Here is a 15,621-nt window from a genome sequence, read left to right as displayed (position 1 = left end):
TGCGAGACGATGCCACTCCGTCGGGGTCGATGGCCGGATCACGTATGGAAGGTAATCATCGGAACATGAGAGGCCCGACCGGGTCCGTTGGATTGGTCTCCAACGGGGGGCAGCGGCAAGGCAGTGCCGGAGCCGCGGTCCGAGCTGAGGTCGGGAGTCGGACTGGTTCATAGTACCTGTGAAGTCGTCGAAGGAAACGAGACGCATGGAGGGAAGGGGCCAGCCCGAGGGAGCCCGCGCGAGAAGGCCAGGGTCCGGACACAGAGCCGGGTTGCCTTGCCGCCGAACCTCGAACGGGTGAACGCGGCGGCCAAGCAGGCTGCCCAAACCCGGTTCACAGCCTTGCTGCATCACGTCGACGAGGACGCTCTGCTTCGGGCGTTTCGACGACAAAAGCGGCAGGCCAGCGCGGGGGTCGATGGGGTAACGGTGGCGAAGTACGAAGAGAGGCTCACGGATAACCTCCGCGAGCTCTGCCGACGCGTCCACACGGGTCGCTACCGGCCACAGCCGGTACGGCGAGTCTACATCCCCAAAGCCGATGGCGGTAAGCGGCCTCTCGGTGTGCCGGCGCTAGCCCGCATTTCTCACACGACCGATTGCTCAGCGACGGAGGATAGGAGGATTTGGCAAGGCAACGGGGAGCCGTGGCGCTGAAGGCGCAGCCGGCGATTTGGTTTTGAATGTCTCCGTTGGGCCTGTTGGTGATGCCGCCGATTGAGCGCGTCGCAGCGTCGCGTGTCAGGCCGGCGAGGCGCGAGCCTTGGCGGCTTCGGCCAGGCGACGAGCCGCGTGTCCCCACGGCTGAGCGGCTGGGCAGGCCGAGGCCATGGCGATCCTGATGCGGCGGACGCTGATGCGCACCAGTGCGCCGATCTTGAGGAGCTTGAGGCGGATGGTGCCGCAGGTGGCGTCCGCAAAGGTGGTTTCGGCAAGGCCGATGCGCCGCAGGGCACAGATCAGCACATAGGCCATCGAGGCGAACCACAGCCGCAGCTGGTTGGCGCGCATGGTGGCGGCCGAGGTGCGGTCGGCGTAGAGATCGAGCTGGCACTCCTTGATGCGGTTCTCCATGTCGCCGCGGGCGCAGTAGATGTCCTCATAGAGCTGCCGCACGCCCGCCGCGCTGCGCTTGAGCGAGGTGACGACGAAGCGCGGATTGGCCTCGCCTTGCGTCCACTCCGCCTTGGCGACGACGCGGCGCTCCTGGCTCCAGGTGTCGCGCGTACGCCATTGGAAGTCCTTGAAGCGGCGTGCCGGGTGGCCGGTCGTCTCGGCTGTGGCTCTCGCCGCGGCGAGCTCCTCCTCGATCATGGCGACCAGGCGCGTGTTGCGGGCGAGCCCGAACAGATAATCCACGCGGTTTTGCTCACACCACGCCATCAGCGCCTCGCGCGCAAAGCCACTGTCGGCGCGCAGCACGATGCGCACGAACGGCCAGCGGGCGCGGATTTGCCGGACAATCCGCGCGATCTCCGCGACACTGCCTGCGCTGGCATCGATGTCGGCGCGCCGCAGCTTGGCCGCCAGCAGATGCCGGCCGCAGAACACGTACAGCGGCAGATAGCAGTAGCAGTCGTAATAGCCGTGGAAGAAGCGCCCCTCCTGATGCCCGTGCAGAGGATCGTCGGTGGCGTCGAGATCGAGGATGATCTGCGGCGGCGGTCGCTTGTGCGCCTCCAGGAACAGCGTCACCGGCAACGCCTCGATCGCCGCCGCGTCGTAGGCGATCTTGTGATAGCGCGAAGGTTCCTCCCGGCCCAGTTCCAGCCGGTTCAGCGTCGACTTGCCGGCCACCGGTGCGCAGTCCTCGCGCCTGGCAACAAGCTTGCCCGCCAGCACCGCCATCAGCGGGTCGTGCCGCAACTCGTCGTGATCGTTGATGTCTTCGTAGCCAAGTGCGATGCCAAAGACCCGCTGTCCGACCAACGTTCCGACTGCGTGCTCGATCAAGTCCACCCGGCGATGATCGCGAAAGCAATCGGCAAAGCGCCCCACCAGATCAATCGCCCGATCAGACGCGCCCAGCAGCAGCGCGCCCGCATCCGACGTCACCAGCCCACCATCAAAAGCCGCTTCCACGATGCGGCCTTCCACCTCTCCAAAATCAAACCGTTCTGCGCTACACTGTGCCGGCATCGGGGCATTCCTTGAATCACCGCGAAGTCCTTCTCGCAAAAGAATTTTCGCTGATTCGCGCCCCGATGCGCCTCAACACTGTGAGAAATGCGGGCTAGAGGACAAGATTGTCCAAAGCGCAGTCGCCGAGGTGCTGAGCGCCGTCTATGAGGCCGACTTCCTCGGGTTCTCCTACGGCTTCCGGCCGGGGCGGAATCCTCATATGGCGCTTGACGCCTTGCACACGGCGATCATGAGCCAGCGCGTCAACTGGGTGCTCGATGCCGACATACGCAACTTCTTCGACTCGGTCGACCACGAGTGGCTGCTGCGGATGGTGGCGCACAGGATCGCCGATCCTCGCATCTTGCGGCTCATAGAGCTGTGGCTGCGGGCCGGCGTTCTTGAGAGCGGCGAGAGCAAGAAACGGACAGGGGTACCCCGCAGGGGGCGGGCATCAGTCCGCTCCTCGCCAACATCTTTCTGCACTACGTCCTTGACCTCTGGGTCCACCAATGGCGCCGTCACCGCGCACGCGGTCGCGTTGTGGCCGTGCGCTATGCGGACGACTTCATCATGGGCTTCGAGAGCAAGGCGGATGCGCAGGAGATGCTCTTGGCCCTCAAGGCGCGGCTGGCCAGCTTTGGCCTGATGCTTCATGAGGGCAAGACGCGGCTGATCGAGTTCGGTCGATTTGCGGCCCTCTCGCGTCAGCGGCGCGGCGAGCGGCGACCCGAGACCTTCGCCTTCCTCGGCTTCACCCACTATTGCGGGCGGACTCGGGACGGCCGGTTCATCGTGAAGCACAAGACGGAAGGGAAACGCCTGACGCGCAAGCTGACGGCGTTGCGCCAGGACGCCTGGCGGCTCATGCACGAGTCACTGGCCACCCAGCACGAGTGGTTCGCCGCAGTGCTGCGTGGACACTACGGCTACTACGGCAGGCCGCACAATTATCCAGCGCTCAACGGCTTCTATCGCGAAGTGCGTCGGACTTGGGTGCGCTGTCTGAGACGGCGCAGTCAGAAAAGTCGGCGCATGGGCTGGTCGGAGTTCGAGACCCTGACGGCACGCTTCCGTCTGCCCGTTCCACGCATCACTCGCAATTGGGCGCAGGCGCGGATATGACGCGGGTTACCCTCGGGAAGAGCCGGGTGCGGGAAAGCCGCCAGCCCGGATCTGTGAGGGCGAGCCAAATGGCTGAGCTACTCGACCACGATCATCCTTGGATCGGATTCTGAGGAGATTGCACCCCAGATCGAGATGTTTCGCTCCCAGTTTGTCGAATATCGCCTCCCAATTATTGTGACTCTTGTGGACAGAAATTACCGTGTCTCACTTACAGGGTGCAGCCCACTTGCTCCCATGTTTTTGACGACGATGGACAGTATCGAGGTCGGGGAGTATTCTCTTAAGAAGATGAAATCATTGGGTATTTTGTTGGGTCCATTGGACCGGCGCCGGTTTTCTCAAAAAGTGCGTTCGCCAGTTGGATTTGGGCACCGCATTTTGGTTTGCGCGGCGCAAATAAATGAGAGGCTGTGTTGTGTCGACCGCTATCTTTGCATGTTTTATGATCGCCTGAGGAGGAAATGAGCAAATGGAGGAAGACACCCACACGATCCACAGCGCTAACTTACGGGCGACCATCAAGGCCCATGGGGCCGAGATGTGCTCACTCAAGCACAAGGACGGCACTGAGTTCGTCTGGCAGGCAGGTCCCGCCTGGACGCGCCATGCACCGCTGCTGTTTCCGATCGTCGGGCGTCTCGCCAATACGACATGCGGCACCGGGGCAAGACCTACCGGATGGCCCAGCATGCTTTGCGCGCGACAGTCGTTTTGCCTGGCGGAGCGTGGCGAGAGCCGTTGCGCGCTCGTGCTTGAGGACAGCGACGCGACGCGCGCGCTCTATGCGTTTGCCCATAACGAATTGCGGGCCCCCGGGCAAGATGCCCGGCTTCCCCGCATGACTTTGCGAACCAGCGGCTGTGCATCCATAGAACGCAGAAAGCCGCTGCGCGCCGTTGGCCTCGCGCCTTCGATCCCCCTTCGCAGACGGCCTCGGCCACGTCGTCGAATCGTATCGCAAGTATTACCAATGGATGTGATCGCCCGATCCGACGCATGCCAATCCTCCGGAAAGGACCGGTTTGTGCCATTTTCCGTTGCCGCCGAGCTTGTCAGGGGCAGCAACGGTGGTTATCCCGTTTGCCGGACCTTTGACCTCTGACAAAGTGCACAGCCATGCGCGAGCGGATCGCTCTGATCACCGGCATTACCGGGCAGGACGGCGCCTATTTGGCCGAACATCTGCTGTCGCTCGGCTATGTCGTGCACGGCATCAAGCGGCGCTCGTCCTCGTTCAATACCGCGCGCGTCGATCACCTCTATCAGGATCCCCATGTCGGCGACGTGCCGTTCCTGATGCACTACGGCGACATGACGGATTCGACCAATCTGATCCGCCTGGTGCAGCAGATCCGGCCGACTGAGATCTACAATCTCGCCGCCCAAAGCCACGTCGCCGTCAGCTTCGAAAGCCCCGAATACACCGCCAACGCCGACGCAATCGGCGTGCTGCGGCTGCTCGAGGCGATCCGGATCCTCGGCATGGAAAAGGAGACGCGGTTCTATCAGGCCTCGACCTCCGAGCTCTACGGCCTGGTGCAGGAGGTCCCGCAGAAGGAGACCACGCCGTTCTATCCACGTTCTCCCTACGGTGTCGCGAAGCTCTATGGCTACTGGATTACCGTGAACTACCGCGAAGCCTACGGCATGTTTGCCTCCAACGGCATCCTGTTCAACCACGAGAGCCCGATCCGTGGCGAGACCTTCGTGACCCGCAAGATCACCCGCGGGGTGGCCCGTATCGAGGTTGGGCTCGAGCAGACGCTCTATCTCGGCAATCTCGAGGCCAAGCGCGACTGGGGCCACGCCAAGGATTACATCGAGGGCATGCACAAGATCCTGCAAGCCGACAAGCCTGACGATTTCGTGCTCGCCACCGGCGAGATGCACTCGGTGCGCGAACTGGTCGAGCTGTCCTTCGCGCAGGTCGGCCGTGGCCTCGAGTGGCGCGGCACAGGCGTCGACGAGACCGGCGTCGACGCCGAGAGCGGCAAGACGGTGGTGAAAATCGATCCAACCTATTTCCGCCCGACTGAAGTCGATCTTCTCGTCGGCGACGCCAGCAAGGCCCGCGAGGTGCTCGGCTGGAAGCCGAAGCGGACCTTTGCGCAGCTCGTCGAAGAGATGATGACGAGCGATCTGGTCGAGGCCAAACGGGACATCGAAAATGGCAAGCGTACCGTTTGAGCTGAAGGGCAAGAGCGTCTACGTCGCCGGCCACCGCGGCATGGTCGGTGCGGCGCTGGTGCGCCGGCTGGCGCGCGAGGACGTGAAGCTCGTCACGGTGGAGCGGCGCGAGGTCGATCTCTGTGACCAGGCCGCCGTATTCGACTGGTTTGCAAAAACGCGGCCGCGAGTCGTGTTCCTGGCCGCTGCCAAGGTCGGCGGCATCGTCGCCAACAACACGCTCCGGGCCGAATTCATCTACGACAACCTCGCGATTGCGGCCAATGTGATCCACGCCGCGCATGTGAACCGCGCCGAGAAGCTGATGTTTCTCGGCTCGTCCTGTATCTATCCAAAGCTCGCACCGCAGCCCTTGCGCGAGGATACCGTGCTGAGCGGCCCGCTGGAGCCGACCAACGAGCCTTACGCCATTGCCAAAATCGCCGGCATCAAGATGGCCGAGGCCTACCGCAGCCAGTATGGCAGCGACTTCATCAGCGTGATGCCGACCAATCTCTACGGCCCGGGCGACAATTACCACCCCGAGCTGAGTCACGTCGTTGCCGCGCTGATCCGCCGCTTTCATGAGGCGAAAGTGGCGGGCGTGAAGAACGTGGTTGTCTGGGGCACCGGCACGCCGCGGCGCGAGTTCCTCTATGTCGATGATATGGCGGATGCCTGCGTGCACCTGATGAAGACTTATTCCGAGGCGGACCTGATCAACATCGGCACCGGCGAGGACATCGCCATCGCCGAGTTTGCCCGTGTCGTCGCCGAGGTCGTCGGCTATCGCGGCGATATCTCCTACGACACTTCGCGCCCCGACGGCACCCCGCGCAAGCTGCTCGATGTCAGCCGCCTTACAAATCAGGGCTGGCGCGCGAGCACCACGTTGAACGATGGGATTGCACGAACATACGCTCAGTTTCTTGAAACGCATGGTTTTGCTACGACCTTTGACTGAAGGTGGAAGAAAGCGGCTCAACGCATCCTCAACCGCCCTTTGGTCCTGCCGCCCAATCGTTCCTCCTAACCCCTGGAACGGCTGCTAGCCGAGCTAGGCTTCCCCTCAAAAATCTCCTCTTGAGGCCGGCGCCCATGTATCAGTTCGCGGGATCTCTCGCCGGCCGCCATTGCACACGCGGTACATGTTTCTCGCTGCCGGGCGTAGTCATTAACCTGCTCTTTCCCTGGTCTGCTTTGAAAAATTCCCTGCTTTTCACGCGCGAGCATCGTCGAGCCTTGTGTTTTTGTCGAGGTTTTCGGGTCTTTCGACTTGGAGACGCCCGACCGTGTGCCATGCTTTCGCTGTTTATTTCCCTGATTGCAGGGAATCGGTTGGCACCGATGTGATCCGGGCAAAGGTCGGGGCTTTGATCGATCCGGTTTTCCAGGATTTCGGGACCACCTCCAGCTTCTCGGTGATGTCCTCGCCGAGCCTGGATCGCCGCGCGCCGCCACAGCACGCGCACGCCACAGGCCCCGGCACGATCACCGCTCGCGAGGCAGATGCTCCGGGAACGGTTGGCGCGACGGCCGCTTGCGCGTGAACGACGCCATGGTCGGCGACGACCACTTCTTCGGCAGCGCGTTCTTCAGATCGGCCATCGACTTGCCGGGCGCGCGGTCGAGCAGATCGCGAGCCCGACACCAGGCCGTCGTCATAGCTGCGTCCATACGGCTTGTTCAAGAAGAAGTGGCCGGACTTCTCGAAGCCCGCAAGCGCTCCCGTCTCGTTGGTGCGGTGCTTCATGTAGGAATGGCCGGTCTTCCAGTAGGCAGTCTTGGCGCCCTACTTGTGCAACACCGGATCGGTGATGAACAGGCCGATCGACTTCACGTCGACGATGAACTCCGCATCCTTGTGGATCGCGACATGTCGCGCGCCAGCATCACGCCGGCCTTGTCGGCAAATATCTCCTCGCCGGTGTTGTCGACCAAGCCGCAGCGGTCTACCTTCCCGCAGACACCGGCTTCGCTAATGAGAATGTTGGACCAAAATCTGCGGATTCCGACGAAGGCGGCCATGCATTCCAATTCGAAGCCGGCCGGGTATTCCGATCTGAAGCCGGCCACCCGCGGCGTCGTTCGCATGGGTCAATTTCATGATGTCGTTGAGGGCTGGGAAGGTCGAGAGACCGGTTGATCTTGAGCGGTTTGCTTCTGCTTTCTGAGGCTCTCTCCTTTGAGTTCGATGCGGTAGGCATTGTGGACGAGGCGATCGAGTAGCAGCGATCGACGGGCAGCTGGCTGGTGACGATAATCGAGCGGGATTCGTATCGATCCTCGACGATTTCGAGCAGATCACGGCGTTGGTCGGCGTCGAGAGGTTCTGGTCCCCAGTCGTCCAGGATCAGCAGATCGAGTCGTGCGATAGCGCGCAGCATCTTGGTGTAACGGCCATCGGCGCGGCCGAGTGCGAGCGCGGCGAACAGTCGCGGTCCACGATGGTAGGCAACTGAGGAGTCGTCTCGGCAAGCCTTGTTGCCAAGGGCGCAAGCGAGCCAGCTCTTGCCGACGCCGCACGGCCCGGTAACAAGGAGATTATGTCGTGCCCGGATCCAGTCGCCGGCGGCGAGTTTTAGAAAGAGCGCGCGGTCGAGGCCGCGGATAGCGCGGTAATCGACATCCTCGACGCAGGCGGCATGGCGCAGCTTTGCGGCTCGAGCTCTGGTTTCGAACCGCTTTTGCTGGCGCAGCGTTTTCTCGTGTTCGAGGAGCAACGCCAGCCATTCAGCGTGTTCGAGGCTGCGCGCTTCGGACTGGGCATCGAGGTCCTTGAAGCCTTTGGCCATACCGTGGAGACCGAGGCTATGCAGCAGGTCGAGGGTGGGATGGATGAGCATGCTGGGTAATCCTTTCAATGGAAGTAACCGGGGCCGCGCAGATTGGGATGTTCGATGACCGCGTCCTCGGTATCGCGAGAGCCGCGTTCGAGCTTGTTGGCGATGATGGAGGCGATGCTCTTGTAGGTCAGTGCGCGGACCGCAACCGCGCGGGCCGCGATCAGCTCGGCGCGTTCGGGATCAATATCCTTGAACAGCCGAAGCACGCCCAGGCAGGTCCGGAATCCCTGTTCGGGATGAGGCCGATTGGCCAGGATGGCGAGGACGAGCCCCTCGGTGTTGGGCCCGATTGACCGCCCCCAACGCCGGAATCGATCGGGAGTCCACTCGGCATAACGCCGATGCGCACTGGGCATGTGATCGGGGTCGGTGCCGTGCCGGCGGCCACCATAACGGCGCTGGTGAGCCGCAACACGCAAACCCCGATGGAACAACTCGATGGTCCGGGTGGTGGCGCGAACGTCGACCTGCTCCCGGATCAGGCCGTGTGGAACTGAGTAGAAGAAGCCGTCGACCTCGACGTGATAATCGAGCGAGACGCGGGCCAAGAGCCATTCCGCGAACTGATAGTCGGCATCCGGCAACGGCGCCAGGACAGGCCTCTCGACGGTCTCGAACAATTGTCGGCGGCTGACGCCAATCCGGCGCATGACGTGCGCGTTGATGCGCTCCAGCGCGGCGGCGATTGCCGCGTTCGCCTCGGTCAGGGAGAAGAAGGTCTGCCGGCGAAGTCGCCCGAGGATATAGGTCTGGGCAAAACGCTTTCTTGGCCGTGCCGGAAGGATACCCACGCCGTAATGGGACGCCATCATCCCGTAGCTGCGATTGATTTCAGGGTCGTAGAATGAGGCCCGGTGCACGCCCGACTTCAGATTGTCTGGGACGACAAGCCGCGGCACCCCGCCAAAAAACCGGAACATGCGGACATGGGCCTCGATCCAGTCCGCCAGTGTCTGCGTCCAGCTCGCCTCGGCGTAGGTGTATTTGGAGGCGCCAAGCACGGCGACGAAGATCTCCGCTTCACGCACGACCCCGGTTGCACGATCGACGATCATGATCTTCTTGCCGGAGTAATCGACGAAGACCTTGTCGCCGGCCGGATGGTCCTGCCGCATCGTCGGCGACAGCCGCCGCTCGAATTCCCGGAATAAATCGCAGAACCGGCTGTAGCCATATCCTTCCGGGTAGACCGCCCGGTACTCCTCCCACAGCACCATCAGATTGACGCCAGGCCGCTTCAGCTCACAGGCCAGCGAGGCCCAATCCGGCTCAGCTCGCCGGCGGAAGCCGCGCCTGACGCCGGCATGGGCAAACAGACGTTGTTCAAGAACGGCGTCGGTCAGATCGCCCGCCAAAGGCCACGCCAGCCCGGCAGTCGAGGCGCGCTTGAGATTGTCCTGAATGGTGCTGCGCGCCACGCCGAGCGTGCGCCCGATCTCCCGGGCGCTCACCCCATCACGGGCAAGCCGCAGCATCTGTCGTATCTGTCGCATGGTCAGTTCTCTCTTGGCCGGCATCCGCTTCCCCCGTTGATCGACGAGGGACTTGATGCCTGAGGGACTGACCCAAACGAAAACGCCGAGTTCCAAAACCCCGGCCGGCTTCAAGTCGGAATGCCGGCCGGGATAAATCGGAATCCGCAGTGCCTAGCTTATCGCGCAGGCCGCTCGGCGTTCCACGCAGGATTCGGCGGCTCAGGTCAATCCTGACGGTGGGATCACGTTCAGGCGTCCGGCGCCGTACTTAGATGCGCGCGACGTCACCGTTGTCCTGCGTTAAGCCAGTTCGCAAAATTCGGCTTCGACGTCGATGAATTGGGCTGCTTTGTCGTATCGAGACATGTCGTGGTGATAATCTCTTCAATGAGTAGTCGCACCTGTCTAAAGACCTCGCGCGAACTCCGCCTGAAGCACTTTGCCGCTGTTTAGCAACCTCTCGAGCTTCCAGGGCATGTTGCTGCGTCTCGATGCATCGCTGCTTCCCTCGTCCGATTGTCATCAACCAACGGCGCTAGTCGCTTTGTGGTGCTGGGACAGTTCGCCGATCAGTATCGAGGCCGACGTGTACTCGAGCCAATGCGCCGCAACTCGGGTCCAACGATCGCTGCCGGCGCGCAGAACCGCACCAGTCGAGCGATCGTGCTGGGGCGCCGCCGTCTGCCAGGTTGTGCAGGACAATGCGCTTGCGACGAGGCCTTCGTTGCGGCAAGTTCGGCCCGCGTCGGGTTCTACGGCGTCAAGCCGGGCTGTGCCGCGAGAGCGATTTCCGCAAGGTGCATGCTGTGGCGCGGACCGAGAGGTCGGATGCGGTGAAGGTTAGCGAGCACATCAAGTTGGGCTTCTCTAGAACATCGGCGACTTCAGTTCCCGGCGGCCCTGCTGCTGGACGAATACAGCAAGGCGGAGGCTGCGAGCCTTGGGTTAGTGCGGTGGCAATGCCGGCCGCAATCTCGACTTCGTCACGCTATAGCCAAAGGCATTCGGCAAGGCCAAGAAGAGCAGCGCAGAAGGTGCCATCCCAGCCAGCGGCTAGGGCCTTCTCTCAGTACCTAAGCGGCCCTATGACTGGTATCGACCCAGCCACGTTGCGTCATCGCGAGGTGGTCGTCACCGATCCGCATTCGGTTCTTTCCATCGATCGATCCTGCCACCTTACAACCTTACATGCGTTGTTCGAAGTTGATCGAGACGCTGCTTCGGATTCTTTGCCTGGAGGGATCTCTATCGGCGACTTTCTCAGAGGCGCTGGCTGCGCTGCTCGGCAAGTATGCTGCCGGGTCGCCGGCCTGCGCCATCGCTCGCCTGAAGGATGGCTGGCTCGACAAGCACACGACATGGCAGAAGCGCGATTTGTCGGCAAAGCGCAGCGTTTACAAGGGCCGGCAGGACCCATCTGGAGTCGCGGCTTCGCGCCAGGCAGTGGTGCGGCTTGCGTTGGAGAGCGCTTGGCTTCCGAAGCGCCACCCGCCGCTCTCCCGCGCTGTTCGTGGGCTCGCAATCGATGAATCGTGTTCAACGCATAATCCACGTCAGGTGATCAAACGAGCTCTATCCGGCTCTGCCTATAATTTGGGCGGATTGCCTTTCGATCTCAAGCTGCCCCGTTCCTTGTTCTCGTTCTCTGGCTCGGCGGCGGCGCAGTGGTGAGTGCACCGTCCAACGAGCCCACGCCGTTGGCGTATCGAAAAGCGAAAACTTTTCGCATTTGGTTTTGCTTTCCAAGGTGTGCCAAGTTGCCATCATTCGGAAAAGATTGACGTTTTTCCGTTTTCGTGTATCTTTGTTGAAGATACACTTAAACGAGAGAGCGTTGGAGCGCGCGACCATGACGGGCGGCGAGCAGTTCGACTATGGTCAGATTTCGCCCGAGGTGCGGGACAGGCTGGGGGAGCTCGAGAGTGTCATCCTAGAGGGCGAGAAGCGGCAGACCTGCGGCGGGGTGGTGATCGGCGCCGCGCTGAACGAGGCCAAGCAACATTTGAGGCACGGCCTGTTTTTGCGGTGGTGTCGTGTGGTCTTCGGATTCGAGCCGCGGAGGACACAACTCTATATGAATGCCGCGCATCTGTTTCAGCGCCACGGCGAGGTTGTGTGCCTGCTGCCGCTGACCGCCGCGCAGGATCTGGGTGCTGCTTCAGTGAGCGAGGATACGGTGATCGAGGTGCTCGCGCGTGTGCGGCGCGGCGAGCGCGTGACGGTCAAGTGGGTCGATCAGACAATCCGCCGCGACAAGGGGGCTCCGCCAAAATGGAGGTCGATCAGGCTCAATCGATCCAGATCGCGACCATGATCACGGAGCTGTTGGACGTCCGCCATTGCCGGCTTTTGCTGGCTTTTCTTGATGGGCGGCCGTCGGCTCGCCAGTTCATGGCGGATCTTGCCGAGCGTACAACCGCGAAGGTTCGCAGGAGCCGCGCGGCACGGGTGACGCCCGTGATCGTCAGTCTGCCCGCACCCTGATCGGGCATTCCAACGCGTGACGTCCGGCAGTCGAACGGCATGTTCATCGTTCATAGTTTCAGGGCAAGGGTTGGCGATGATCCTCGACGAATTGCTACAACCGATTGTTGACGCGCTGGCCGCGACCGAGCTGGGCCCTCAAAAACACAAGCGGTCATTGACCGACATCTCGACGCGTTCGAGGCGATGTTGGAGCGTGGCTTAACCTACAAGCAGATTGCCGAGGGTCTGAACCACCGGGGAGCTCGGGGGCGGACGGGGGCGGAATTCACCGAGCAATCGCTCTACAACGTCATTAGGCGGGCCAGGGAAAGGAAGGATCGCTCGTCGGCATCGGCAACTAGGCGATTGTCCGCTCGACCAACCGATTTCGGCTCGCCGCCGCAGCCGAGCGGGGCGCAGAACTCGCCGATTTCGCCCGAACTCGAGCAGTTCAGGCACCGCATCAGCCAGGCCCGGACCCACGCCGCAATGGACGAGATTCTGTTCCGCCGCGGAAAGTTAGGCTAGCGGGCATGCTTGCCGAGGAGGACCGTGCCGAGGTCGAGAGGCTTTTGCTCCGAGCTCGCCATCCCGCGATCGACCTCGCGGTTCAGCTCGAAGCTCTCGAGCAGGCCGCGTCATCGTTTCGACAGCGGAGTGCGCGGCGCAGAACTTCAGCTCGTACCGGGGAGGTGATCTCGCAATTGTCCGCGCTCCTGGACGCGGCACGTCAGGCGGCTCGCACCGGGTCGGCCTCCGTCCCGTTCGAGATATTGCCCGAAACGTTCGACGCGCTGGTCGGGCGCTATCCGTTCTCAAACGTGGACATGGCGCCGGTTACGGCCGAAGCGCTGCAGAGCGCGGGCGGTCGCACGGGTTCCTACCGGACGGCCGTCATCGCTGCGCCCGTCGCGCCCCATGTGGTGAACGCGGCGCTGCGCCAATTGCCGAGCGAGCCGCATCTGGTGGCTGTCCGATCGACACCTTTCCCATTCGACGCGGCAAGAACTTACTTCTTCGAAGGCCTGACCGAGCCCGCACTGGACGATCTGCGAAGGCGGCTCGGAGATTTCATTGTTCGAATGACGGATGTCGCGCCGGGCTTTCTTGAACATGTACGCGATCGCGTGTGTCTTGCGACACGGGATCCGGAGCAGCAAAACCCGGGACGGCGAACGCTCTACAATTGGGCCGAGCCGTCGCCTGAAGCCCGTCTGGTATGGGACGTGCTCGAGGCGGTCCTGCAGCCGGCGACGGAGCGGCCGACGGCGCCGGTTCAGGACGTCATCGTTCGGATCGTCGATCTGCTGGCGGGGGCAATTGCCGCAGACGGCATCCGTCTCGACGTCATTTCGGCGATGTTGACCATCTGGGTCGCCAGCTGCCAGCACCACATCGTGGCAAGACGTCTGTCGGGAATGCTGGACGGAGCGCCGGGGCAAGCGGAGACGCCGCGCCGCCGGCGTCGACGCGGCTTCTGGATCGCCTGCCATTGCGTCGTGCGTGACTCGGCCGCCGAACTCTGGCGCCGTGCGTGCATGGGCGACCATCACCATGTCGCGCAGCTTGGCGGCGGTCCCAAGCCCCTCGATAGGAGGTCAGCCTCGCGCGCCGGGGGCAGCACGCCCAAAGGCCGCGCGACGGGATTGCCGGTGCCAACCCTCGATCTCGCCGCCGTGGCGACCGCCGAGACGACTTTTCCATTTCTCCGCATCCTTGCAAAAGCCTGCGCGCCCCAGCTCCACCCGCAAGCCGAGCCCGACGTCCTCAGACGATAGACACCGTTTCTCCGACAGATGACGACATTCTACGACAATTCCTACGCAGGGTTCGTGGGAGCCTTGTTCGTCAAGCCATGCCTTATTCGGCTTCTCACCGGTAAAGGAGAAGCAACTGATGCAGGGGTGGTTTTTCATCGTCATTCTGTCCGCCATCGGCGGCCAGGAAAGACCCTGTTTTCCGAGCTCGTGGCGCTGATCTTGCGCTCGCTCGGTTGCACGGTTCAGGTCTTTTCTGCGGACGTCCAGGGGCGGTTGGCTGCCAAACTCGGCGGCGGTGTCACCATGATCGACATCGATCTGCTCGACGCACCCGACGACCCCCTTGCCCTGTTGCGGGCATTTTCGCCCCTGTCTCGCGCCATCGACCAGGCGGCGGAGAGCGGCGGCAGCATCGTGCTGGACACCGCGGCCACATGGGATAAGCCGGTCGTGCGTTTCCTGTGCGATATGGGCCTCGACAAGTTGGTAGCCGACGGTGGCGGACAGATGATCGTCGCGCTCGTGACCACCTCGAATCGCGACGCCATGCGCGCATTGGCGACGACCACCGACCTGGTGCGCGCGGCGCTGCCGCTCGCGCAGCCGGTGTGGGTGCTCAATGAACGGGTCGGCGCCGTTTTCCCAGCCGATTTCGACCCCGGCCTCCTCGACCTGGAGCCGGACCACTTCGCCAAGATGCGTGCGGGCGTGTCGGAGATCGTGCTGCCGCGCCTGGATGATCGTCTCTGGCAGCCCGTGGACCGTACCGGACTGAACCTCATCGATTTCGTGACCGCCGATCCGGCAAAACTCGCCGCGTTGTGGGTTGATGCCGTGGGCCGGCCGCTCGATCGGCTGTCGGCGGCGGCTGTGCAGCGGCGCATCGCGAGCTGGATCGCAAAGATGATGGAGGAGGCCTCGCGCGGCCTCAGGTTTCCCCAGCCCGATTAGGCTGGCCCCGACCTTCGCAAGAGCCGAGCAGCGCGGAGACGAGGCCGCTCGCATGCTGATCCGGCGCCTCGCCCGATCGACCAGCCATCTTACCTTGATCCGCGACCGTCCATGGGAGTTTCAGTTGTTGACACGGGCCGAACGCGAGCAAGTCCTCAGATTGCGGGCCCATATCCAGCGGACCCGGATCGGCCCGTGCGAGCACACGCTGCGGCGGCTCGGCCGCTGGATGGATGCCGTCTGGAGCGAAATCAAATGAATGGGGGCAGCTCCAAGCAGGGCCGGAAAGAGCCATTGGCGAAGCATCCAGAGATTGGCTGTAATACGCCAAACGCAACCAACGCTTCATCTTCCGTGCGCTTGCCGAAAGCCCTCAAGGACGCAGCCATTGCGCGAGCGGCCTTGATGGAGACCGATTTCAGTCAATACATCAGGGATCTGATCGAAGCCGATCTGTCCGGAACGCGTCCGCGCAGGAGGCGCGCCAAATACGACGGAATAAGACAAAAACTAGCTGAAATCCACGCAGCCATCATTGGCTGCGCGAATGAGGTCAAGCAGAGCCGCGGTCGGGTCACGGATGCCGAATACGACGGGCAGATGATCACCTTGCTGCAGGATGCAGTGGCCGCCTTGCTGCTGCTTGCCCGATCGATCGGGCCGCGGTGATGATCGGGCGCGCCTTTTTCATATCGGGGGTCGCTGACG

12 protein-coding genes and 5 pseudogenes are annotated in these 15,621 nt (G+C 62.7%); 12 read left to right on the top strand and 5 right to left on the bottom strand.

Annotated elements, in window-relative coordinates; genetic code table 11:
- Positions 1–741: 741 nt before the first annotated feature.
- A complete protein-coding gene (locus ACTGJ9_RS35600; RefSeq protein WP_456674847.1) occupies positions 742–2,139 on the bottom strand; it encodes an IS1380 family transposase in 1,398 nt (465 codons plus the stop codon).
- Between ACTGJ9_RS35600 and ACTGJ9_RS35595 the strand changes: the two are divergent.
- The 5 genes and pseudogenes from ACTGJ9_RS35595 to fcl form a co-directional block, all read left to right on the top strand.
- A pseudogene (locus ACTGJ9_RS35595) lies at positions 2,084–2,500 on the top strand (reverse transcriptase domain-containing protein); the annotation flags it as partial. The gene ACTGJ9_RS35600 and the pseudogene ACTGJ9_RS35595 sit on opposite strands and share 56 nt — an antisense overlap.
- Before the next feature lie 74 nt (positions 2,501–2,574).
- The gene (locus ACTGJ9_RS35590; RefSeq protein WP_456678728.1) at positions 2,575–3,246 is read left to right on the top strand and encodes a reverse transcriptase domain-containing protein; all 672 of its coding nucleotides are present in this window, start codon (positions 2,575–2,577) and stop codon (positions 3,244–3,246) included.
- A gap of 472 nt (positions 3,247–3,718) precedes the next feature.
- Complete coding sequence (locus ACTGJ9_RS35585; protein ID WP_456674846.1) at positions 3,719–4,351, top strand: hypothetical protein; 633 nt, start codon at positions 3,719–3,721, stop codon at positions 4,349–4,351.
- Between the two features lie 14 nt (positions 4,352–4,365).
- Positions 4,366–5,436 (top strand): GDP-mannose 4,6-dehydratase, encoded by a 1,071-nt coding sequence (gene gmd, locus ACTGJ9_RS35580; RefSeq protein WP_456674845.1) that lies wholly within the window; start codon positions 4,366–4,368, stop codon positions 5,434–5,436.
- The gene (gene fcl / locus ACTGJ9_RS35575) at positions 5,417–6,379 is read left to right on the top strand and encodes a GDP-L-fucose synthase (RefSeq protein ID WP_456674844.1); all 963 of its coding nucleotides are present in this window, start codon (positions 5,417–5,419) and stop codon (positions 6,377–6,379) included. Before gmd ends, fcl begins: the two co-directional genes overlap by 20 nt.
- A gap of 423 nt (positions 6,380–6,802) precedes the next feature.
- Here the strand turns inward: fcl and ACTGJ9_RS35570 are convergent.
- The 4 genes and pseudogenes from ACTGJ9_RS35570 to istA form a co-directional block, all read right to left on the bottom strand.
- A pseudogene (locus tag ACTGJ9_RS35570) lies at positions 6,803–6,975 on the bottom strand (IS66 family transposase); the annotation flags it as partial.
- 130 nt (positions 6,976–7,105) lie between these two features.
- Positions 7,106–7,168: pseudogene (locus ACTGJ9_RS35565) on the bottom strand (hypothetical protein); the annotation flags it as partial.
- A 350-nt stretch (positions 7,169–7,518) separates the two neighbouring features.
- Positions 7,519–8,261: pseudogene (gene istB, locus ACTGJ9_RS35560) on the bottom strand (IS21-like element helper ATPase IstB).
- 14 nt (positions 8,262–8,275) lie between these two features.
- Complete coding sequence (gene istA, locus ACTGJ9_RS35555; protein WP_456678727.1) at positions 8,276–9,778, bottom strand: IS21 family transposase; 1,503 nt, start codon at positions 9,776–9,778, stop codon at positions 8,276–8,278.
- Between the two features lie 1,086 nt (positions 9,779–10,864).
- Between istA and ACTGJ9_RS35550 the strand changes: the two are divergent.
- The 7 genes and pseudogenes from ACTGJ9_RS35550 to ACTGJ9_RS35520 all read left to right on the top strand — a co-directional run.
- Positions 10,865–11,234 (top strand): annotated as a pseudogene (locus ACTGJ9_RS35550) (IS256 family transposase); the annotation flags it as partial.
- Positions 11,235–11,570: 336 nt separating this feature from the next.
- Positions 11,571–12,050, top strand: a complete 480-nt coding sequence (locus ACTGJ9_RS35545) for a hypothetical protein (protein WP_456674843.1) — start codon at positions 11,571–11,573, stop codon at positions 12,048–12,050.
- The gene (locus tag ACTGJ9_RS35540; protein WP_456674842.1) at positions 12,008–12,220 is read left to right on the top strand and encodes a hypothetical protein; all 213 of its coding nucleotides are present in this window, start codon (positions 12,008–12,010) and stop codon (positions 12,218–12,220) included. Before ACTGJ9_RS35545 ends, ACTGJ9_RS35540 begins: the two co-directional genes overlap by 43 nt.
- Positions 12,221–12,906: 686 nt before the next feature.
- On the top strand, positions 12,907–13,980 hold the full coding sequence (locus ACTGJ9_RS35535; RefSeq protein WP_456674841.1) for a hypothetical protein: 1,074 nt from the start codon (positions 12,907–12,909) through the stop codon (positions 13,978–13,980).
- A gap of 18 nt (positions 13,981–13,998) precedes the next feature.
- Positions 13,999–14,913 carry a hypothetical protein gene (locus ACTGJ9_RS35530; protein ID WP_456674840.1) on the top strand — a complete coding sequence of 305 codons (915 nt, stop codon included), beginning with the start codon at positions 13,999–14,001 and terminating at the stop codon, positions 14,911–14,913.
- A gap of 52 nt (positions 14,914–14,965) precedes the next feature.
- Positions 14,966–15,172: a hypothetical protein gene (locus ACTGJ9_RS35525; protein WP_456674839.1), complete on the top strand. Its 207-nt coding sequence runs from the start codon at positions 14,966–14,968 to the stop codon at positions 15,170–15,172.
- Positions 15,169–15,582 carry a hypothetical protein gene (locus ACTGJ9_RS35520; RefSeq protein ID WP_456674838.1) on the top strand — a complete coding sequence of 138 codons (414 nt, stop codon included), beginning with the start codon at positions 15,169–15,171 and terminating at the stop codon, positions 15,580–15,582. Before ACTGJ9_RS35525 ends, ACTGJ9_RS35520 begins: the two co-directional genes overlap by 4 nt.
- The last annotated feature ends 39 nt before the right edge of the window (positions 15,583–15,621 follow it).

It is taken from the genome of Bradyrhizobium sp. RDM12 (assembly GCF_051917485.1).
Lineage (GTDB): Bacteria > Pseudomonadota > Alphaproteobacteria > Rhizobiales > Xanthobacteraceae > Bradyrhizobium.
This window is presented reverse-complemented; position numbering and strand designations above follow the sequence as displayed.